Genomic DNA, 20,210 nt, shown 5'->3' with positions numbered 1-20,210 from the left:
TCCTCCTGAACCAGAATTCTGTGTCCAAACTCCGCCCGACTGCTCTCCTGTTATTAAACTGAATAGATCTATCGCAGTGGTACTCGTTTCACAAACAGTTATCGCTCCGTCTAAACCTGCAATTGGATACTGATTGACTATTAACTGAAAGAAAACAGAATCGAAAGCTGTAGGATTTCCCACTTCCTCCATTCTTACATAAATAATTTGAGGATTAGGATTATTTGGATAAGCTACTGGATTAGCAATTGGATTTAAATCATTATCAGCATCAAACTGTGAAGTATGATAAGTTATTATGTAGTCAGAAGCAATATTAGACCCCAAAATGATTGGCGTTTGCTGTACTAAGTTAAAAATTTCTGTTCCATCATTGGAAACATCATCACACAAAACTAAGTCTGGTGGCGTTACAGCTCCGGGCTCAACTATATGCAAAATAAAAGATCTAGTTTCTCTACAATCTGTTCCAGAAGCATCGTCTTGGATGGAAACAAAAATCTCTTGCCCATCGAATCCAATAAATGATGCTGGATTAGGAATAATATTAGCTACATCAATAGCATCTTGTAGAGTTAGGTGGTAGTTTAAGATATAATCCGAAGCACTTTGCCCGTTCAAAATTGTTGGAGAATTCAATGTTAAATCAAAAAGTGTACTACCACTATACAAATCAACAGGATTGGCAACAGGCATTGCTGGTAAAAACTCAACTTCCATTGAATCTTCTTGAATACATCCTGATGGGAAAGTGATTATAATACCATATGTTCCCGGTGCACAAATGTTGTAGTTAAAATTAGTAGCAGCCGGAATCGGCACACCTTCTAAAGTCCATTGATAAGTAACTCCTGGAATAGGAGCTGTTCCCGCTCTTACTTCTCTACACGATTGAAAACACAATGCTGCACCATTGGCTATAGTAAAATCAGTTAAGGCTTCAAATCCTGTACCTGCAGCTCCTGAAATATTTGCCTGACCAATATTAAAACTTCCTCCTCCTAAAAAAACAGCCGAATCTAAAGCACTGTCATTTCTATCTGCAACTACTAATTTAATGTGGTAAGTATCGTTTGGGACAACATTTGAAGATGCTGTCATTTTCACAGTATGACCGTTAAAATTGATTGGGGCTATGTTAGGATTTAAACCTGTTGGTAATTGATAAAACTTATCAAAAAACAACGGATTAGCAGAAAGACATGCCGTATTGTGTAGCGTGTTTCTTATGGTTATAACCGAAACAGGAATAGTTGTATTTGGAATTAATGCTAAGTTTGTAGTTGGAGTACCTGCTGTGGTATTGGTTAAGAAGAATGCAAATGCATCGGAAAAATCACACTGAAATGTACCGTACTCCTCGGATGCAAAAAGGAAATCAAAACTCATTGTATTGGTCAATGGAACAAAATCAAATTCCAATATTGAAGCATCATTATAACTATTAAGATTAGGGTCAATTCCTAAAGCTTGAATGTAATCAAACAACTCTTGATCACCTCCACAATTTCCGTTACTCTGAGTTGTGTTATTTGGTCCTGGAGTCGCCGAAACATTCCCAGAAACAAGAACAACTCCTGATTGTAAGGGAAAATTCGGATTGGTATTGGTAAATGATCCGATACCATTGTTTCCACATGATGTCCAAGTAATATTCGAAATGGTTCCTGCACATGCTCCGCCTCCAACACCAGAACCAAATAAAACGTCAGTAACTAATTGAGGAACGGTGTAATTGGTTGTGCTTGTGGTAATAGCTTGACTGAAGCCATAGAAAGAACACAAAGTTAATAATAGGGAAAGGGTAATTTTTTTCATAGCGTATTCTGGTTGTTTTGGTTGATCTTGTTTGGATATTTAGACCTATTTTAAGACAACTAAATGTTAATTAATTGTTTAAAAAGCCCAAATATAATCATTACTCGAAAATAACTTTGTTAAATTTGTAAAAAATTACGACTCAAACCATGCAAATTACCATAAAAGAAACCCAAAATCCGGCTATTATTAAATTTGAATTTCAAGATTTTATAACCAAAAATCAGAATTATGAATTCAAAAATATTGACGAAACCAAAAACTCGCCATTAGCCCAAAAACTGTTCTACTTACCTTTTGTAAAAACCGTTTACATTTCGGGAAATTTTATCGCAATAGAACGATTCAGCATCGTGGAGTGGTCGGATGTTAAAGACGAAGTCGCTCAACAAATCTCAGATTTCATCGCCGATGGCGGAAAAATAATCATTGAAGAGCAATCCTTTGTAAAAAAAATACCGATCACGGTCTATAGTGAGACAACTCCAAACCCTTTTACCCTAAAATTTGTTGTAAGTAGAATGGTCACCAAGAAGGCAATCGAGTGCAAAAACATCGATGAAACCGCAGCATCACCGCTGGCTAAGGAGCTTTTTAAATTTCCATTTGTGAAAGAAATTTTTATTGATGAAAACTACATCACCATCACTCGATACGAAGTTGCTACTTGGGACGAAATCACTCTCGAGCTTCGAACGTTCATTAAACAATTCATCGAAAACGGTGGAACTGTGGTCGACGAAAGTCTGATAGCCGAAAATCCGAATCAAGAAAAACAGCAAATTGCCAATTTTGATAACCTCGACACTACTTCACAACAAATCATCAATATACTTGAAGAATACGTAAAACCTGCTGTTGCTGCCGATGGCGGAAATATCTTATTTGATTCTTACGATGAAAAAACCAAAAATGTGAAAGTAATTTTACAAGGTTCGTGCAACGGTTGTCCATCGTCTACATTCACGCTCAAAAACGGCATCGAAAACATGCTCAAAAACATGCTTCATGACAACGAAATTGTAGTCGAAGCGTTGAATGCTTAGGAGCGAATGGCTTGGGCTTTCTTGCCGTCCATTTTCCCGCTGCCTTTCCAAAACTTTTTTCACAAAAAGGTTTTTCCCTTGCATCGGGGCTAAAAAATAAACGAATTGAATACATGCAAAATTTCTAACCAAAACCAACATGAAAAACATCAAAGTAATCTCTTTAATCTTTTTGATTTCAGCAGTGATGATTAACTGTAAATCAAACGATGCAACAGTCGATTTTAAACAACTAACTGAAACGTATTTCAAAGAGAAAAACGCACTCAATCCATTGGATGCGACCCAAAATGGTCAAAACGACTACAACGACCAATTGCAGTTTGAAATGACCGATTCGTACCGAAAAAAACAAGCTGAATTCTTTGATAATTATGCCGTTCAACTCGAAAAAGTAGACTTTGAATCCTTATCCGACGAAGAAAAAAACAGCTATGACATCATTAAATGGGAAGTTGAAGTAGGTAAAGATTTACTCAAACAAAATGCCAACTTAACTCCAATTCAACAATTTTGGGGAACGCACTTGACTATGGCGCAATTTGGTAGTGCCGAAAGTGCTCAACCTTTCAAAACGGAGAAAGACTATAAAAATTTCCAAAAGCGTATGGAATTGTACTCGGTTTGGATTGATTCTGCCATCGTGTATATGAAAAAAGGAATTGAAAAAGGAGTTGTTTTACCCGAAGTATTAACTCAAAAAGTCATTCCGCAATTTGACGATATGGTGACACCAAAAGTGGAAGACAATTTATTCTACTCGTCGATCAAAAAATTTCCCGAATCGTTTTCTGCTCAACAAAAAGAGCAATTCACCAAAGAATACACTTCAATCATCAACACCAAATTGGTTCCACAGTTTCAAAAAATGTCGGCTTTCCTAAAAACAGAATATTTGCCAGCATCAAGAAAAACAAGTGGAATCGGAGCTTTACCTGGTGGAAATGACTTATACAAAACCTATGTAAAACAATGGACAACGACTGAAATGACTCCAGAAGAAATTCACGAATTAGGTTTAAAAGAAGTCGCACGCCTAAAAGCCGAAATGGAAAAAGTAAAAGCTCAAGTTGGTTTCAAAGGAACGATAGTTGAGTTTTTCGACCACATCCGCAACAGCAAAGAACTCAAACCATTCAAAAAACCAGAGGATGTTATTGCCAATTTTGAACGCGTGTATGAAATCATCAAGCCTAATGTAGACCAATTCTTCTCGTTGCAACCCAAAACTAAATTCGAAATTCGTCGTACCGAAGCGTTTCGTGAAAAAACAGCAAGTGCCGAATACGTTCAAGGCGCAGCCGATGGCTCACGTCCTGGAATTTTTTACGTTCCGATTCCCGATGTGAACAACTATAATTATTATGGTGACGAAGATTTGTTTTTACACGAAGCCATTCCGGGTCATCATTTCCAAATTTCACTACAACAAGAAAATGCCTTATTACCCGATTTTAGAAAATTCAATTGGTTTGGAGCTTATGGTGAAGGTTGGGCATTGTACACCGAAAGTTTAGGGAAAGAATTGGGCTTGTACAAAGATCCATATCAATATTTCGGAATGTTGGGCAATGAAATGTTGCGTGCCGTGCGTTTGGTTGTTGATACCGGAATGCACAATAAAGGCTGGACACGCGAGCAAGCCATCGAATACGGAATGAATAATTTAGCCGAAAACGAATCGGTAATTGTGCAAGAAGTAGAACGCTATATGGCAATTCCGGGTCAGGCGTTATCGTATAAAATTGGGCAATTAAAAATCTTAGAATTACGCAAGAAAGCCGAAACCGAATTGGGTTCAAAATTCGACATCAAAAAATACCATCAAATTGTTCTCGAATCTGGTGTGATGCCATTGGCTTTACTAGAGAAAAAAGTAACCAATTGGATTAAAGCAAGTAAATAACAGTTTCTTGAAGAGAAAAGCCGCAGATTCGCTGATTTTGTCAACGTTTTTGCGGCTTTTTTTATTTATATTATTCAAAACCTTCCGTTAAAACCAGTGAAATAATCTTGAATTTGTGGAGAAAAAAATCTGCGAATCTGTGGTGATTTAAAAAACTTTAAGTACTGTAGATTATGCACTCACTTTATCTTCCATTTTTCTAAAGTCTATGGGATTGCCTTCTACATCATAAAATTGATAACGGTATTTGAGTTTTCCGTTGAGTTCTTCAATATCGATGTGCATTTGGTAGAAACCATTATTCCATTCAATAATAATGTCGTAATAGTAATCACCAACTCCAAAACTAGTTGGTAAATTACTCACATAAACTAGTTTTTTGCTTTTGAGATTGAGCGTATTTACTTCGATGTTGTTGTACGCTCCAACGTCTTCATTATCAAAAGTGCGTCCCATATAATTGTACTGACTTGGCATCTTTTTGACCTTGCGATCCACATTGTCGTTGTAAATGTCTTTTACTGAAAAAATCACTTCTTTTAATGAATATTTCCCCACATTCATCAACGAAAATTTCAGTTGATGGTTGTACATCACGCGTTGTCCTTTTTTACGATTTTCGATCACTTCACTTCCTTCACCCAAATCAGTGTGAGTGATTTCGACAATCGGAATATTTTCTCCTGTTACAGTATTGAAAAGCTCTGGATTATTTTCCAATGGTTTGTTGTCGGCTTCAGCGTAACGCTCTTTGGCTTCTTTGATTTCGTTACTTAGAACATCAATTTTTTTATTGGCAATGTCGATTTCAGTTCTAGTAAAATCGAGCGAGTCGTCGCTACTATTGGTTGACTTATACAACGAAAAAACCGAACCAATTATCAAGGCGCAACCTATTAGGGCAAGAATAAGTGTCATCATAGCGGAATTCTTTTTCATACGAAAAATTAACAAAAACGTCTAAACAGCTTTAACTACAAAAATACTCCATTCCAAAAGCAAAAAAAGAAGTAAAAAAAATAGTTCTTAACAGAGAAATGAACCGTTTTTGAGAAGGAAATAGCGCAATCTTTATTTAGAATTTCTAAAAAACTACCACTTTCACAAAAGACCATCATTAAATAGCCCCGATAGTAGCAAACCGCCGCGCGGTGCGGATAGCGGGAAAGACGAAACCAAGAAAGCCCAAGCCTTTCGCTTCCAACCACAAAAAAAATCCGAAACTTTCCTTTGAGCTTTTTGTGCGGGTAATAGGACTTCCCGATTCCATTATATTCCATCGGGATAAACTTCTCGACCTATGGCCACAAAAAAAGCCCAAACTTTCATTTCGGACTTTTTGTGCGGGTAATAGGACTCGAACCTACACGCCTTGCGGCACCAGATCCTAAGTCTGGCATGTCTACCAATTTCACCATACCCGCTGAAATTTGTGTGTGCAAATATAGTTGTTTTTTTTAAATTCCAAAACACAAATGACAAATAACAAAAAAGTAATGCTGTTTTGCTACTGCATCATTTGAAATTTGTTTTTTGCTATTTGAAATTTCAATTCGTATATTTGACATTATCATTTACTTTAAATCAATGGACAACATAAAACACTACGTTCAACAAAACAAAGAACGTTTTATTTCTGAATTAATTGAATTACTTAAAATTCCGTCGGTCAGTGCCGATAGCGCGTACTCACAAGATGTAATTGACACGGCCGAAGCCGTAAAAGCAAGTCTTGAAAAAGCAGGTTGTAAAACCGTTGAAATCTGTGAAACTCCAGGTTATCCCATCGTTTTTGGCGAACACATCATCAACCCAAATTTGCCCACTGTTTTAGTGTACGGTCATTACGATGTTCAACCGCCCGATCCAATGGAACTGTGGACATCACCACCTTTTGAACCCGTGATTAAAACCACTGAAATTCACCCTGAAGGAGCGATTTTTGCTCGCGGTTCGTGTGACGACAAAGGTCAAATGTACATGCACGTAAAAGCATTCGAATACATGATTGCCAACAATTGTTTGCCTTGCAACGTAAAATTCATGATCGAAGGCGAAGAAGAAGTAGGTTCAAAAAGTTTAGGCTGGTTTGTAGAACGCAATCAGGAGAAATTAAGTTGCGATGTGATTTTGATTTCCGATACGGGAATGATTTCCAACCAACAACCCTCTATTACGACAGGTTTACGCGGATTGAGTTATGTAGAAGTAGAAGTTACAGGTCCGAATCGTGATTTACACTCAGGTTTGTATGGTGGCGCTGTAGCCAATCCTATAAATGTCTTGACCAAAATGATTGCTTCGTTGCACGACGAAAACAACCACATTACGATTCCTGGTTTTTACGATAAAGTAGAAGAACTGACTGCTGCCGAAAGAGCCGAAATGGCCAAAGCACCCTTCAATTTAGATAATTATAAAAAAGCGTTAGATATTGATGATGTTTACGGTGAAACGGGTTATGTAACCAACGAACGCAACTCGATTCGTCCGACGTTAGACGTCAACGGAATTTGGGGCGGATATACAGGTGAAGGCGCCAAAACGGTTATCGCAAGCAAAGCATTTGCCAAAATATCCATGCGTTTGGTTCCGAATCAGGATTGGGAAGAAATCACCGAATTGTTTACCAAACATTTCGAAAGTATCGCTCCAAAATCAGTAAAAGTAAAAGTAAAACCACACCACGGCGGACAAGGTTATGTAACACCAATTGACAGTATTGGTTACCAAGCGGCCAACAAAGCGTATACCGAAACCTTTGGCGTTCCAGCAATTCCTGTTCGTTCTGGCGGAAGTATTCCGATTGTGGCTTTATTCGAAAAAGAACTCAAATCAAAAACTATTTTGATGGGGTTTGGTTTGGATTCGGATGCGATTCACTCGCCTAATGAACACTTTGGAATCTTCAATTACTTAAAAGGAATTGAAACGATTCCGTTGTTTTATAAGTATTTTGTAGAACTTTCTAAATAAAACAACCCTTCGAGGGTTTGAAACCCTCGAAGGGTTAATAATTAAAAAAAATCCGTTTACTCAATTTGAATAAACGGATTTTTTATTGAATATTTTTAAGCTATTCCTTCAAAAACTGCTTTACAAATACTCCTTCTTTGGTTCTTATCTTTAAGAAATAACTTCCTTTTGATAGTCGAGAAACGTCTATTGTGGAATTTATCCCAACTTCGCTTTGAACAATCTGACCTGAATGGTTATAAATTTCAACTCGTTCAATAATTAGAGAACTTTTTGAATTGATTTGTAAACTATTTTTAGTTGGAACAGGTGAAATGACAAATTGCTCATCAAAAACAAATGGATCCGCACTTAATATTCCTAAATAAGAAACTGCAGGCAGTGTCTCAATTGGAAAATTATAATCAAAATAAATGCTCGCACTATTGCTAATAGTAGATCCTGCAGTAACGGTTGGCGCTAATTGTATTTTAAATACAACAAATCCATCGTTATTGGCATCATCAAACGGAAGGTTGATATTTTCAAAAACAAATTCTACTTTATTGTCTACAATTCGGGTATAAAAATCATGACTGCCCGCTATTGGCATCAACGAGCTAATTTCAAATTTTGAAGTATCAATTACATCCTTTACAACAATATTTTGAGCCGCAAAATTCCCAGTATTTTCAAATCGGATTTGGTACGTAACAAAACCACCCAAATAACTTTCATCCAACACTTGTCCTTCCAAACATACTTTATCATTAGGGTCAAATGAATTCACTACGGTTTGATACAATACATGCTGACTAGAAAAAGGTTGTGAAGCGCCGTTTTCACCAATCGAAGAATCAAATCCTAAAATATTGTTTCCATTCAACGGAGGCGTTTCTGTTGGCGAATTTAAATTAAAGGTCACATCAATACTTCGTGTTTCAAAAGGTTGTAAATCGGTAAAATTCCAACTCAAAGCGTCGTTAGTAGTCAAAGGTGCAACTGTCGAATTGATCCAATCCAAAACAGCGTCATCATAATCCAACACTATCGTTCCGCTATCAATCACATTTCCTGTATTTTTATAAACCAATCTATAATGAGCATCAAAACCAGGTCGGGCTGCGTTCAACGGAATCAAAGTAATATCAAAGTCGTGTAATGGCGCAGTCGCTGTCAGACAAAAATCCTGTAAAAACGGACTACTTTGCGCAGGGAAACTTACCGCTACATTCGTTGGAGAAATAGTAAAACCAGCTGGATTTTCAACAATAGGAGTAATCGTATGCGTTCCTGAACCCACATTAATAGCGAAATCTCCCGAATCATTGGCTATGATTGTACTGGTTTGCGTTCCATTAGTAATTGTAAATTTTTGATTCGAAACCGCCAAATCGGAACCATCACAACCATTCGCGTTCAAATCATAACGAGTGCTTCCGTTGATGGAATAAAATTCACCACCCGGCGTAAACGTACAATACGAATTTACCTGAACTTGATTCTGCAATCCCATTTGATTAATTTTCGCTTGAACAATAGCTTGTTCTGTACCTTCGTCAACGCAAATGTATTTCAAATTCGGACAATTGGATATCCCCAAACTTAATGATGTATTTTGAAAAATAGTACCGCCTTCATTACAAGTATAATAACCATGAACTAGCCCATTTTTAAAAATTAAATTCTGTAAATTGGGGCAATCAGCTATAACGACATTACCTGTAAATTCAGGATCACAACTAGTTGAGGAATGAAAATTCCCCAAATCAAAAGAGGTATTGTCCGAACTGTAACTTAGATTTCCAGGTTTGGCAACTGAGTTAAAAACAACGTTATCTTCTGTATTATATCCCAAAATAACATGCGCATCATAATCAAACTTAGCTCCCGACAAATCCATCAAAGTAAACTGATTATGAGTAAAATTAGCTGTTCTTGAAAGCCATACATCACCAACAAACTGAATCTGCGTTAAATTATTATAACTAATATTAAAATATTCAATGTAACTATTAGTCAAAACTAAAGTAGAAAGCTGGTTATGACTCAAGTTAAACGAGTCAAAAAAATTACTTCCTTCTTCTAAAACAAACGAAGTCAAATTATTGTAACTCAAATCAAATCCTTCCACATTGTCTTCAAATCTAACCGAAATAGAACTTAACGAATTATGACTGGCATTCAAACCTCTTAAAACAATTGAACTACCTAAATCGAGTGCCGTAATTGAATTATTGGGGCAATTCAACCATTTAAGATTCACAAAACTTGCAATTCCTGTTACATCAGAAATAGAGCTATTCATCACTTCCAAGCTGTGTATATTTAGCGCTTCACTTAATTGTATTTCACCATCAGAATTCACATCAACTACAATCGAATTGTAATTACTATCATAAGCAATTCCATTAGTAGCATTCGCTTCCAACAACTTCGCTTTAAAATTGGCATCCGGAATTGTAATAATCTGAGCGTGGAGAAAACCACCCAAAAAAACAGTAAAAAGTAGGTAAATGTGTTTCATAGACGTAGGATTTTTAGTAAAAGTAATAAAAAAGGTATTCCAAACGATTCCTCAACTCATTTATTTACTGTGTTTTAATTTTTTTTGGGCGTTCCGCTATTGCAGAAAATCATGTTTCATCACAAACGATTGAGTTGCAATAGCGTCGGGCTTTTCGCTACAATCTTTTCCTTTTTAAAGAAAAAGTAAAAGGATTTCCGCTTCAATCCCTAACGCGAACAAGTAGTAACAACATAATTTCCATCCAGTTACAACAATCTAAAAACTTTGGCGTTAAATTTGTATAACAAAAATCATCAATCATTTCCAACGAGTTTGGAAACCTAAATCAATCAATCATGTTAAAACGTTTTTTTATTCTGTGTTCAGGTGTCGATACTGACATTGTGAACGGTTGTTCCAATGGCGAACAAAACAAGTACGCCGGAATCGGAGCTACGGTTTTCTTTACGGCAATTATGGCTTTCATTGCCAGTAGTTATGCTCTTTTCACTGTTTTTGACAATGTGTATACCGCTATATTCTTCGGACTAGTTTGGGGTTTTCTGATCTTCAACCTCGACCGATTCATCGTTTCTACCATCAAAAAACGCGATAACTTTTTAGACGAATTCATTCAAGCGACTCCACGAATTGCTTTGGCCATCATCATCGCTATTGTAATCTCAAAACCACTAGAAATCAAAATCTTTCAAAAAGAAATTGAAACAGTGTTACTAAAAGAAAAAAATGCCATGGCGTTGGACAACAAAAAACAAGTGGCCAATTATTTCCAAAGTGATGTCGATAAAAACAAAGCCGAAATCGACAGTCTAAAAAGTGACATCACTAAAAAAGAAAAAGAAGTCAACGATTTGTATGCTACTTACATCACCGAAGCCGAAGGAACCGCTGGAACCAAAAAATTAGGTAAAGGTCCGGTGTACAAAGAAAAGCGGGAAAAACACGACGCTGCTTTGAAACAACTCGATTCATTAAAAGCGGTCAACGCCGTTAAAATCAAAGAAAAAGAAGAAAAAGCCAAAACCTTACAAGCCGACTTAGACAAAAAAGTCACCGAAACCCAACCCATCATTGATGGTTTCGATGGTTTGATGGCACGCATCAATGCGTTGAATAAATTGCCTTCTTTGCCTTCTATTTTTATCATGCTGTTGTTTTTGGCTATTGAAACATCACCGATTATTGCCAAATTGCTTTCTCCTAAAGGCGAATACGATTTCAAACAAGAAGATGCCGAAATGGGAATTAAAAATGTACTAGCACAAAACCGCTACCAAAGCGAATTGCAACGCAAAACCGACGCTGAAATTTACGATAAAGTGTACGCCGACATCAAAGAAGACAAAGAGTTGTACAACTACAAGAAAAAAGGCGCTTTAGAATTACTAAAACTTCAATCGGATGGATTTGTGGATAAGCAAAAACGTTCGATGAAGGCTTAACCACGAAGACACAAAGAAGGCGCAAAGAACACAAAGAAAAATCCCAACAGTATCGCTGTTGGGATTTTTTATTAATTAAACTTTGTGCACTTAGTGAAAAAATCTTTGTGCCTTTGTGGTTAAATCTACATGTGGCTCAGAATTTCCTTCTTCAAAGCATCGTATTCTCCTTGCATGATTAAACCGTTGTCCAATAACTTTTTGTAATTCTGTAACTTTTCAAAAAGTTCGTCTTGCGACAAATCACTCAATTTTCTTTCGGTTGATTCTGGTTGTTCGTCGGGATGTTGTTTTTCATCACGGTAACCCGATTGGGCAACCGGAATGATTTCGGCAAAATTAGTTACTTCTTCTGTCTCAATTTCTTCAACCACTTCTTCTACAATTTCAGGTTGTGTTTCTGCAACATCAATTGGTTTTACTTCTTCTACAACTGGAGCCGAAAAAGCCACAGGATTTTTCAATAAATCCAATTGTTCTTTAGCATAAGTATATAATTTTCGCGCTTGGTTTTTCGGCAAATAATCCACTGTATGCGTTAAATCCGATTTGGTCGAAAACGTAAAATCGGCACCTAAAATTCCCTCTTTTACAAAACTCGCCGCAATGTCGTCCCAATCGTAATCGATGAATTCCATCGACAAGCCTAAGTTTTTAGGTTTGCACAAAATGATTCGTTTATTGGTCACCACAATACTGTCGGGAAGTATGGTTACTGCTGGTTTTTTCTGAACAGCGATGTAACCTACTTCTTCGTTGTTCATTAACAAATTGCTCAATTTAGAAGTGATTTTTTCAATCGCTTTTGGATCTTGGTCTTCGTTGAGTATTTTCTTTAGATTGTCTATCATAATTTAGTTCTAAATTCGTTGTTCAAAATTGACTATTCAACATTCAATTGATACCTAACAGGATAAAAACCTGTTAGGAAAGCTTCACAAAAGTAATGCCTAATTTTCTAATTTATTTATTTCGTTTTGGATTTTTTTCGTTAAACTCTTAAAAACCAAATCGTAGGAGTGATTGATGAAATCGCACATCATTTTATCCGAAACATCGCTATTAAAATCAATCGTATTCCAATGAATTTTACTCATATGATAACCAGGTTTAATCGCGTCATATTGCGCCCGAAGTTCTTCGGCTTGTTCGGGATCGCATTTCAAATTGAGCGAAGGCGTTCCTTTTTCCCATTCTTTTAACGATGTTAAGCAAAACATTTTTCCGCCTACTTTAAACACCAAAGTATCTTCGTCAAACGGAAAGTGTTCGGTGACACCTTTTTTGGATAAGCAGAATTCGTAAAGTTGTTGTATGTTCATTTTTTAAGTGATTAGTGACTAGTAATTAGTGATTAGCTTTGTGCTATTCACTAATCACTATTTACTTAGTATTATTTTTTCCATCATTTTTTCAGGATGCGCTAACGCTTTGAAACCGAATTTTTCATATAAAAAATGGGCATCAGTGGTTGCCAAACGCCAAATTTTGACTTCTTGCAACTGTGGTTCGTTCATCATGGCATCAATCAAAATGGACGAATAGCCTTTTCCGCGGTGGTTTTCGTCAATAAAAACATCCATCAAATAAGCAAAAACTACATAATCAGTTACTACTCGTGCAAAGCCAATTTGTTTTCCGTCAAGATAAATTCCGAAACACAACGAGGCGTCAATAGTCGTTTGCACTTCCTCAATAGTTCGTCCAGCCGCCCAATAAATATCTTTGAGGAAATTTTGTATGAACGGAACGTCGAGTTGGGATTTATCAGTTGATACTGTAATCATATCAATTATCAATTATCAATTATCAATTATCTTATACAAAATTGGTTTGGATGGCGATGCATCATTTTCAAACGAAGCGATTTGTAGGTTGAGTATATAATTTCCATCTTGAATTTCATCTTCCACATAAATCATTTCAGTGATGGTGCAATTTAATCGTGCATCATCATTCAGATTATTGACGTCTTTCACATTCCAAAACGCCTTGTGAGCCAGTAATTTTCCTTCGTCTTCTTCTCGATCTACGCTTGGTAAATCAATTAGCAAATGTTGAATTCCGCTTTCGCGAAGGAACACAGCGGCATCTTCAGACAAGTACGGCGGATTGGTATGTGAGTAATTGGTTGATTTTTTGGATTCTTGATTAGGTAACGTTCGGATAATTATGGCTTCTGTCATTGCGAGCGAAGCGCGGCTATCCATTACTTTTTGAATCTGACTTTTGGTAATCACTTCATCTCCATTGATTTTCTCGGGTTCAATCGAAATCAATTGAGCCGTAAAAAAGAATTGTTTCAAACATTGATTGATTGAGTAGAATTCTCGCGTTATATGTCCGAGGCATTCTGTATGCGTTCCGTGACCATGCGGATTGAAGAAAATGTTGTTGAAATTGGTCGAACTTCCTTCTGATACTTTTCCGATCCATTCACCAAAAACTACAGGTTCAATTTGAGGTTTTTCGATGTACCACGCAATCGGGTTTTGATCAGAATTGGATAAAGGAATGGAAATATCAATGGGTTTTGATAAGTCGATTTGGAAATTTTGGATTATAGCTTTCATATTTTAACCACGAAGACCACGAAGATTTACACGATGCACACAAAGTTTTGTGTTCTTTGTGCCTTCTTTGTGTCCTTTGTGGTTAATTCATTCCAAATTTAATAAAAATAAGTCGGAAGCAATTCCGTCACTCAAAAACTTTCCCTTTTTGGTCGTTCGCAGTATGTTTTCATCCACAAAAAGCAAATGATCTTCGATGTATTTTTGAGATTGTTGGTTTAAATAATTCAAATAAGTCGCTCCAAACTCGATTTCAATTCGGTCTAACGAAATTCCCCAAATAGTACGCAAACCCGTCATGACGTATTCGTTGTAACGATCCGTTTTGGATAGAACTTCGGTTTCAATAGGCAATTTATTTTCTTGAATGGATTTAATGTACAACGTGTTGTTTGACACATTCCAACCGCGTTTTTCACCATCATAACTGTGCGCAGAAGGACCAATTCCGAGGTATTTTTTACCCAACCAATACGCCGAATTGTTTTTAGAAAAGTAATTCTCTTTACCAAAATTGGACAATTCGTAGTGAATGAAATCATTTTCTGTCAACGTATCAACTAAAATTTGGAAGTGTTCTTGAGCCACTTCATCGTCGGGTTGCGGAACAATTCCTTTTTGAACGAACGAATGCAAAGCGGTTTTTGGTTCAACCGTCAAAGCATAACTCGAAATATGTGGAACACCAAACGATAATGCCGTTTCAATGTTTTGTTTCCATTTTTCATTACTCATATTCGGAATTCCGTAGATCAAATCAATGGAGATATTATCGAAATATTGAGTAGCTTCTTCTAGACATTTTTTGGCTTCAGCTGAATTATGCGCTCGATTCATCATCTTCAAATCATCTTCAAAAAAAGATTGAATTCCGATGGAAAGACGATTGACACCAATTTTGATGAGCTCAATTAAATAGTCTTCAGATAAGTCATCTGGATTAGCTTCAAGAGTAATTTCTGGGTTATGAACTACTTTGTAATTATTATAAATCGAATCAATCTGCAATCTTAAATCTGCAATCTGTAATCTGCTGGGAGTTCCACCGCCAAAATAAATGGTTTCTACAATCTCATCTTGGAATTCACTTTTTCGCATTTGAATTTCTTTGTCTAATGCCATGACCATTTCGTCTTTCTTCTTTAATGAAGTTGAAAAATGAAAGTCGCAATAGTGGCACGCTTGTTTGCAGAATGGTATGTGAATGTAAATTCCTGACATGTATATTTGAAAATTAATTGATTTGATAATTTGAAAATGATTAGCCGCAAAGAAAATAATTTTCAAATTGGCACATTTTCAAATCATCTAATTCTGCCTTCATTTTGTTTGACAAAAGCATCCCAACCTGAATAGCTTTTTGCTCCAACTACTTTTCCTGAGTTGAAAAAATGACACACGGCCGCGGCTAAACCATCGGTAGAATCGAGGTTTTTGGGTAATTCTTTTAACCCTAAAAGTTGTTGTAGCATTTTGGCCACTTGCTCTTTACTGGCGTTTCCGTTTCCGGTGATAGCCATTTTAATTTTTTTAGGCTCGTATTCGGTAATCGGAATTTGACGCGACAAACCTGCTGCCATTGCAACGCCTTGCGCTCTTCCGAGTTTAAGCATTGATTGTACGTTTTTACCAAAAAAAGGTGCTTCAATGGCAATTTCGTCGGGATGATGCGTTTCGATGAGCTCGATGGTACGCTCAAAAATGACTTTTAGTTTGGTATAATGGTCATCGTATTTACTTAGAATCAATTCGTTAAGTTGAATGAATTCCATTTTTTTGTTGACCACTTTAATCAAACCAAAACCCATGATGGTAGTTCCGGGATCGATGCCTAATATGATGCGTTCGTTTGCCATAGTTTTACCACAAAGACAGTAAGTCACAAAGTAAATTCATTTCAGAAATTTATACCTAACAGGTTTTGAAAACCTGTTAGGATACGAAAAGGGTTTTCCTTTACTTTGCACCAATGATTACAATTTCTGACAAAGCTAAACAATTCGGCGTTTTTATAATCAAACTTTTGATTGTTATTGCAGCCTTTTATTTTATTTACCATCAATTGGCAACCAATGACCAACTCGATTGGGAAAAATTTCGCGAATTGGTGAATCGAAAAGCAACTTTTTTGGGAATTGTTTTTTTGCTTTCGTTTAGTGTTGCCAATCGGTATTTGGAGATTTTGAAATGGCAGAATTTGGTTTCTTTTTTGCGCCCGATATCAGTAGGTGAAAGCACAAAACAAGTTTTAGGTGCGTTGACAGCTGGAATTTTTACTCCGAATGGTTTGGGTGAATACGCTGGAAAAGCCTTGTATTTTGATAAATCCAAAACCAAGACAATTATTTTTCTGAATTTGATTTGCAATGGAATTCAGATGATTTTAACGGTTATTTTCGGCACCATTGGACTATTAATTATTGGTTATTGGAAATGGGCATTGACAATTGTTGTACTATCTTGCGTCTTACTTCTTATCTCTTTTCTCTCCAAAAAAATCAAAGTAAAAGAGTATTCCATTCAGAAACTCTTGGAGAAATTGAATGAGATTCCGATGAGAATTCACCGAAAAAACATCCTTTTAGCCATTTGTCGCTATTTGGTTTTTTCCCACCAATATTATTTTTTATTTCTGGCTTTTGGCGTAGATTTACCCTATGGAACCTTGATGGCAACTATTGCTGTAGTGTATTTTTTAGCGTCGTCGTTGCCCAGTTTTCAGTTTTTAGATTTTGCCGTAAAAGGAAGTGTAGCCATGTTCTTCTTCGGAAAATTGGGTGTTAATGAATGGATTGTGGTTTTTATCAGCACACTGATGTGGTTTTTGAATGTGGTATTGCCTGTGGTAATTGGGAGTTATTTTGTACTGCGATTTAAGTTGAACACCAATCCTGAAATTTCTTAACAGCAAAGGACGCAAAGGCTTTACATAAGGTTCGCAAAGAATTAAAATATAGTTTATGATAGTAGTATTGAGCATTATTTTGATAATCTACGTTGTGTTGATTGCGCAACTGATTTTGGGTTTTGGGAAAGTCAAAACGTTTGAGAAAACCAATAGTTCTCCCAAAACTTCTTTTTCGATTATTGTTCCGTTTCGGAATGAGGAAAAAAATTTACGGAAGTTATTGCGTTCGATTTCGGATTTGAATTACCCAAAAGAGTTGTTTGAACTCATTATGGTGGACGATTTCTCGAAAGATCAATCGGAACGTGTGTACATCAATTGGCGCATGGAAAATGGTAAAATTGAAACGACACTTTTGGAAAATTTGCGCTTATCCAATTCACCCAAAAAAGATGCGTTATCACGTGCGATTCCGATTATTAAAAAGGATTGGGTAATTACAACTGATGCCGATTGTGTGGTGAATGAAAATTGGTTATTGACTTTGGATCAATTCATACAGCAAACCAAAGCCGAAATGGTAGTTGGTGCTGTAGTATATAAAACAAAAAACAACTGGTTTCATCATTTTCAGCAATTGGATTTGTTGAGTTTACAAGGTACAACTATTGGTAGTTTTGGTATTGGGAAACCGTTTATGTGCAACGGAGCCAATTTTGCGTACACCAAGAAATTCTTCCATGAATTGGGCGGTTTTGGCGGAATCAACCAACAAGCAAGCGGAGATGATGTGATGTTGTTGCAAAAAGCGGTTTTAAAAAAACCGGAAGCCATTCACTATTTGAAGCACGATGACAGTATTGTAAAGACCAAACCCGAAAACGATTTGTTTAAATTGTTCATGCAACGCGTTCGCTGGGCAAGTAAGGCAACCAGTTACAGCAGTAGTTATGCTAAAATTTTAGCGGTTGGCGTGTTATTAATGAATCTTTCTTTAGTTATAGGTTGTGGGTTGATGATTGTTGACAGATTGAATTGGAACTGTTTTCTAGGTGTATTTTTGGTAAAATATTTGGTGGATTATACTTTATTATCGCAGGCGAATGGTTATTTGCGAAAAGGGAAATTTTTACTTCCGTTGGCGAGTAGCATTGTGTATCCTGTGTTTTCGAGTGTGGTTGGTGTGTATTCGCTTTTTGGTTCTTTTACTTGGAAAGGGCGAACTTTTAGCAAATAATTTCATTAAATTATCTTTTTCTTTGCCACGAATTCGCGAATGAAATAAATTATAAATCTAAAATTTTCATCTGCGATGAAAGTTCGAATTATTCGAATACAACTTCTATACAAATTGGATAATTAAGTAGTTTTTAAATTGAATAAAAAATCTGATCTTCTATTGAAATGGGTTGCTCTAGCCCAGATGGAAATGGAAAGCTTTTTGTCCAAAAATTGTAGTTTTTTCTTGGCTAAAAAAAGCGACCAAAGAAGCTCTTTTTTGGCCTTAGAAAAACACAATTTTCGCGCAAAAACTTGGAATGTACAGCTGGAAATAGCTTCAGATTGCATCGCTTACTCGCAATGACTTACTCTACTTTTAAAATAACAGGCAAGATAAACTGCGTTTTTACTGGTATTCCGCGTTTGCTGGCTGGATTTACTTTGGGCAAATCGACTAATCGAGCGTGGAGAATACTGTCGATTTTTACCTTGTCGTACGTCACTGAATCCTGTGGAAATTGAGGTTCGAATTGCATTGTAGCATCGGGTAAAACGGTCACTTTTACTTCGATGGTGTCAATTTCGGGATACAACTTATTGAACGGCGTATCGACGTTGAGTTTTTGCTGGATAGTAGCCGTTAGGTATTCGAAAAAGCACTGTTTGCGCATTTCAGGATCGGTTAAGCTGTCGCACGTGCTTATCGATGGATATTCGTCGACTTTGTTCCAATCGACTTTTTTGAGCTCTTGTTCGAGCAATTCTTTTTCGTTGGGAACTTGTTTTTCGAAATACTGACACGACCCAAAAAACACCACTAAAAACAAGGTTAGTACTTTTTTCACTTTAGTTTTTTTTGGAGTTGAGATAGTCTTGATAGCTTTTATCGTACCATTCTTTTTTGGCCTGATCGGATTCGGCTTTTTGGCTTTTGTACAAGAGTCCGAGTTTTTCCGAATAGATGGCAATTTTGATGGTATAAGAGTAAAATTCTTCTTTGGTCAGCACTTTTTCGCCGTTTTGACTTTCGAAAAATGACATGAATAAGTCGTCAAAATCTTTTTTATCGTAACTTCTCACCTCTTTTTTATACTTATTGTAGAGCATTTCCTTGATTTCGGCATCAGGATCAACTGTTTTTTCCTGACTCATCGCTAATGTTGAGCACAGAAGTAAAAGAGTAATTACGGTTATGTGAAGTATTTTTCTCATATTCGTTTCAAAAGTAGTAATTTTTTTAGATATGGATATTGTATTGGCAATTATAGGATTGATTTGTTGTTTGGTTGGACTTTTGGGCAGTTTTTTGCCTGTGCTTCCTGGTCCGGCTTTGAGTTGGGTTGGATTACTATTGATTTACCTCACGAGCAAAGTAGAAAACAACTATTGGGTTTTGGGTTTTACATTGGTAATTACAATTGTGATTAGCATTTTGGATTATGTGATTCCGGCTAAAGGAACCAAGCGTTTTGGAGGCACAAAGTACGGAATTTGGGGAACGAATATTGGATTAATAGTCGGATTGTTTATTCCGCCATTTGGATTTATAATAGGTCCGTTTGTGGGCGCTTTTATAGGAGAATTGATTAATAACTCGCAAGATAAAAACGGAGCATTGAAAGCCGCGTTTGGGTCGTTTATAGGTTTTTTAGTTTCGACATTTATGAAGTTTATAGTGTGTTTGTCGTTTCTGATTTTGTTTGTCTATTTGGCTTTTGATGGCTTTATAAAATAAAAAAAGGTGTTCCGATTGAGAACGCCTTTTTAAATATTTTTCGCCACGAATTCACTAATTAATATCAAATAAGAAACTAAAATTTGTTCATCTACGATGAATATTCGAATTGAATCTAATGTTTAAATATATCGAA

18 protein-coding genes and 1 tRNA gene are annotated in these 20,210 nt (G+C 36.4%); 7 read left to right on the top strand and 12 right to left on the bottom strand.

Annotated elements, in window-relative coordinates; translation table 11 throughout:
* A partial coding sequence (locus VK161_RS03775) for a choice-of-anchor L domain-containing protein (RefSeq protein WP_324213423.1) occupies window positions 1-1,818 on the bottom strand: 1,818 nt, incomplete at its 3' end.
* A 149-nt stretch (window positions 1,819-1,967) separates the two neighbouring features.
* Here VK161_RS03775 and VK161_RS03770 point away from each other — a divergent pair.
* Window positions 1,968-2,864 carry a NifU family protein gene (locus VK161_RS03770; RefSeq protein ID WP_324213422.1) on the top strand — a complete coding sequence of 299 codons (897 nt, stop codon included), beginning with the start codon at window positions 1,968-1,970 and terminating at the stop codon, window positions 2,862-2,864.
* A 139-nt stretch (window positions 2,865-3,003) separates the two neighbouring features.
* Window positions 3,004-4,770, top strand: coding sequence for a DUF885 domain-containing protein (locus VK161_RS03765; protein ID WP_324213421.1), 1,767 nt, complete (start codon window positions 3,004-3,006; stop codon window positions 4,768-4,770).
* Window positions 4,771-4,941: 171 nt separating this feature from the next.
* Here VK161_RS03765 and VK161_RS03760 read toward each other — a convergent pair whose 3' ends face one another.
* Window positions 4,942-5,709: a hypothetical protein gene (locus VK161_RS03760; protein WP_324213420.1), complete on the bottom strand. Its 768-nt coding sequence runs from the start codon at window positions 5,707-5,709 to the stop codon at window positions 4,942-4,944.
* 403 nt (window positions 5,710-6,112) lie between these two features.
* A tRNA-Leu gene (locus tag VK161_RS03755) sits at window positions 6,113-6,194 on the bottom strand.
* A gap of 163 nt (window positions 6,195-6,357) precedes the next feature.
* Between VK161_RS03755 and VK161_RS03750 the strand changes: the two genes are divergently transcribed.
* Window positions 6,358-7,746, top strand: a complete 1,389-nt coding sequence (locus VK161_RS03750; protein WP_324213419.1) for a dipeptidase — start codon at window positions 6,358-6,360, stop codon at window positions 7,744-7,746.
* Window positions 7,747-7,846: 100 nt separating this feature from the next.
* On the opposite strand, the gene VK161_RS03745 is transcribed toward VK161_RS03750, so the two are convergent.
* Entirely contained in the window at window positions 7,847-10,252 is a 2,406-nt protein-coding gene (locus tag VK161_RS03745) for a DUF7619 domain-containing protein (protein ID WP_324213418.1), read from the bottom strand.
* Between the two features lie 338 nt (window positions 10,253-10,590).
* Between VK161_RS03745 and VK161_RS03740 the strand changes: the two genes are divergently transcribed.
* Window positions 10,591-11,697, top strand: a complete 1,107-nt coding sequence (locus tag VK161_RS03740) for a DUF4407 domain-containing protein (protein ID WP_324213417.1) — start codon at window positions 10,591-10,593, stop codon at window positions 11,695-11,697.
* Window positions 11,698-11,822: 125 nt separating this feature from the next.
* On the opposite strand, the gene VK161_RS03735 is transcribed toward VK161_RS03740, so the two are convergent.
* The 6 genes from VK161_RS03735 to ruvC form a co-directional block, all read right to left on the bottom strand.
* Window positions 11,823-12,548 carry a PH domain-containing protein gene (locus tag VK161_RS03735; protein WP_324213416.1) on the bottom strand — a complete coding sequence of 242 codons (726 nt, stop codon included), beginning with the start codon at window positions 12,546-12,548 and terminating at the stop codon, window positions 11,823-11,825.
* Window positions 12,549-12,647: 99 nt separating this feature from the next.
* A complete protein-coding gene (locus VK161_RS03730; RefSeq protein ID WP_324213415.1) occupies window positions 12,648-13,019 on the bottom strand; it encodes an MmcQ/YjbR family DNA-binding protein in 372 nt (123 codons plus the stop codon).
* 57 nt (window positions 13,020-13,076) lie between these two features.
* Window positions 13,077-13,484 carry a GNAT family N-acetyltransferase gene (locus VK161_RS03725; RefSeq protein ID WP_324213414.1) on the bottom strand — a complete coding sequence of 136 codons (408 nt, stop codon included), beginning with the start codon at window positions 13,482-13,484 and terminating at the stop codon, window positions 13,077-13,079.
* Between the two features lie 15 nt (window positions 13,485-13,499).
* Window positions 13,500-14,270 carry a cyclase family protein gene (locus tag VK161_RS03720; protein ID WP_324213413.1) on the bottom strand — a complete coding sequence of 257 codons (771 nt, stop codon included), beginning with the start codon at window positions 14,268-14,270 and terminating at the stop codon, window positions 13,500-13,502.
* 87 nt (window positions 14,271-14,357) lie between these two features.
* Window positions 14,358-15,491, bottom strand: coding sequence for a radical SAM family heme chaperone HemW (hemW, locus tag VK161_RS03715; RefSeq protein WP_324213412.1), 1,134 nt, complete (start codon window positions 15,489-15,491; stop codon window positions 14,358-14,360).
* 83 nt (window positions 15,492-15,574) lie between these two features.
* Window positions 15,575-16,126 (bottom strand): crossover junction endodeoxyribonuclease RuvC, encoded by a 552-nt coding sequence (gene ruvC / locus VK161_RS03710; protein ID WP_324213411.1) that lies wholly within the window; start codon window positions 16,124-16,126, stop codon window positions 15,575-15,577.
* 113 nt (window positions 16,127-16,239) lie between these two features.
* Here ruvC and VK161_RS03705 point away from each other — a divergent pair, with 113 nt between their 5' ends.
* Both VK161_RS03705 and VK161_RS03700 read left to right on the top strand, forming a co-directional pair.
* Window positions 16,240-17,175: a hypothetical protein gene (locus VK161_RS03705; RefSeq protein ID WP_324213410.1), complete on the top strand. Its 936-nt coding sequence runs from the start codon at window positions 16,240-16,242 to the stop codon at window positions 17,173-17,175.
* Window positions 17,176-17,230: 55 nt separating this feature from the next.
* Complete coding sequence (locus VK161_RS03700) at window positions 17,231-18,355, top strand: glycosyltransferase family 2 protein (protein WP_324213409.1); 1,125 nt, start codon at window positions 17,231-17,233, stop codon at window positions 18,353-18,355.
* A 349-nt stretch (window positions 18,356-18,704) separates the two neighbouring features.
* On the opposite strand, the gene VK161_RS03695 is transcribed toward VK161_RS03700, so the two are convergent.
* Together VK161_RS03695 and VK161_RS03690 are read right to left on the bottom strand one after the other, a co-directional pair.
* Window positions 18,705-19,184, bottom strand: coding sequence for a hypothetical protein (locus VK161_RS03695; protein ID WP_324213408.1), 480 nt, complete (start codon window positions 19,182-19,184; stop codon window positions 18,705-18,707).
* Window position 19,185: 1 nt separating this feature from the next.
* Complete coding sequence (locus tag VK161_RS03690; protein ID WP_324213407.1) at window positions 19,186-19,551, bottom strand: hypothetical protein; 366 nt, start codon at window positions 19,549-19,551, stop codon at window positions 19,186-19,188.
* A 31-nt stretch (window positions 19,552-19,582) separates the two neighbouring features.
* On the opposite strand from VK161_RS03690, the gene VK161_RS03685 reads away from it, so the two are divergent.
* On the top strand, window positions 19,583-20,074 hold the full coding sequence (locus tag VK161_RS03685) for a DUF456 domain-containing protein (protein ID WP_324213406.1): 492 nt from the start codon (window positions 19,583-19,585) through the stop codon (window positions 20,072-20,074).
* The last annotated feature ends 136 nt before the right edge of the window (window positions 20,075-20,210 follow it).

The organism is Flavobacterium sp., from assembly GCF_035299245.1.
Taxonomy (GTDB): domain Bacteria; phylum Bacteroidota; class Bacteroidia; order Flavobacteriales; family Flavobacteriaceae; genus Flavobacterium.
This window is presented reverse-complemented; position numbering and strand designations above follow the sequence as displayed.

Bases quoted from the DNA above. Each gene is read 5' to 3' on its own strand.
- hemW (WP_324213412.1), bottom strand. From the start codon at position 15,491: ATGTCAGGAATTTACATTCACATACCATTCTGCAAACAAGCGTGCCAC.
- VK161_RS03770 (WP_324213422.1), top strand. From the start codon at position 1,968: ATGCAAATTACCATAAAAGAAACCCAAAATCCGGCTATTATTAAATTT.
- VK161_RS03735 (WP_324213416.1), bottom strand. From the start codon at position 12,548: ATGATAGACAATCTAAAGAAAATACTCAACGAAGACCAAGATCCAAAA.
- VK161_RS03745 (WP_324213418.1), bottom strand. From the start codon at position 10,252: ATGAAACACATTTACCTACTTTTTACTGTTTTTTTGGGTGGTTTTCTC.
- VK161_RS03730 (WP_324213415.1), bottom strand. From the start codon at position 13,019: ATGAACATACAACAACTTTACGAATTCTGCTTATCCAAAAAAGGTGTC.
- VK161_RS03760 (WP_324213420.1), bottom strand. From the start codon at position 5,709: ATGAAAAAGAATTCCGCTATGATGACACTTATTCTTGCCCTAATAGGT.
- VK161_RS03740 (WP_324213417.1), top strand. From the start codon at position 10,591: ATGTTAAAACGTTTTTTTATTCTGTGTTCAGGTGTCGATACTGACATT.
- VK161_RS03750 (WP_324213419.1), top strand. From the start codon at position 6,358: ATGGACAACATAAAACACTACGTTCAACAAAACAAAGAACGTTTTATT.
- VK161_RS03720 (WP_324213413.1), bottom strand. From the start codon at position 14,270: ATGAAAGCTATAATCCAAAATTTCCAAATCGACTTATCAAAACCCATT.
- VK161_RS03765 (WP_324213421.1), top strand. From the start codon at position 3,004: ATGAAAAACATCAAAGTAATCTCTTTAATCTTTTTGATTTCAGCAGTG.
- VK161_RS03690 (WP_324213407.1), bottom strand. From the start codon at position 19,551: ATGAGAAAAATACTTCACATAACCGTAATTACTCTTTTACTTCTGTGC.
- VK161_RS03700 (WP_324213409.1), top strand. From the start codon at position 17,231: ATGATAGTAGTATTGAGCATTATTTTGATAATCTACGTTGTGTTGATT.
- VK161_RS03705 (WP_324213410.1), top strand. From the start codon at position 16,240: ATGATTACAATTTCTGACAAAGCTAAACAATTCGGCGTTTTTATAATC.
- VK161_RS03685 (WP_324213406.1), top strand. From the start codon at position 19,583: ATGGATATTGTATTGGCAATTATAGGATTGATTTGTTGTTTGGTTGGA.
- ruvC (WP_324213411.1), bottom strand. From the start codon at position 16,126: ATGGCAAACGAACGCATCATATTAGGCATCGATCCCGGAACTACCATC.
- VK161_RS03725 (WP_324213414.1), bottom strand. From the start codon at position 13,484: ATGATTACAGTATCAACTGATAAATCCCAACTCGACGTTCCGTTCATA.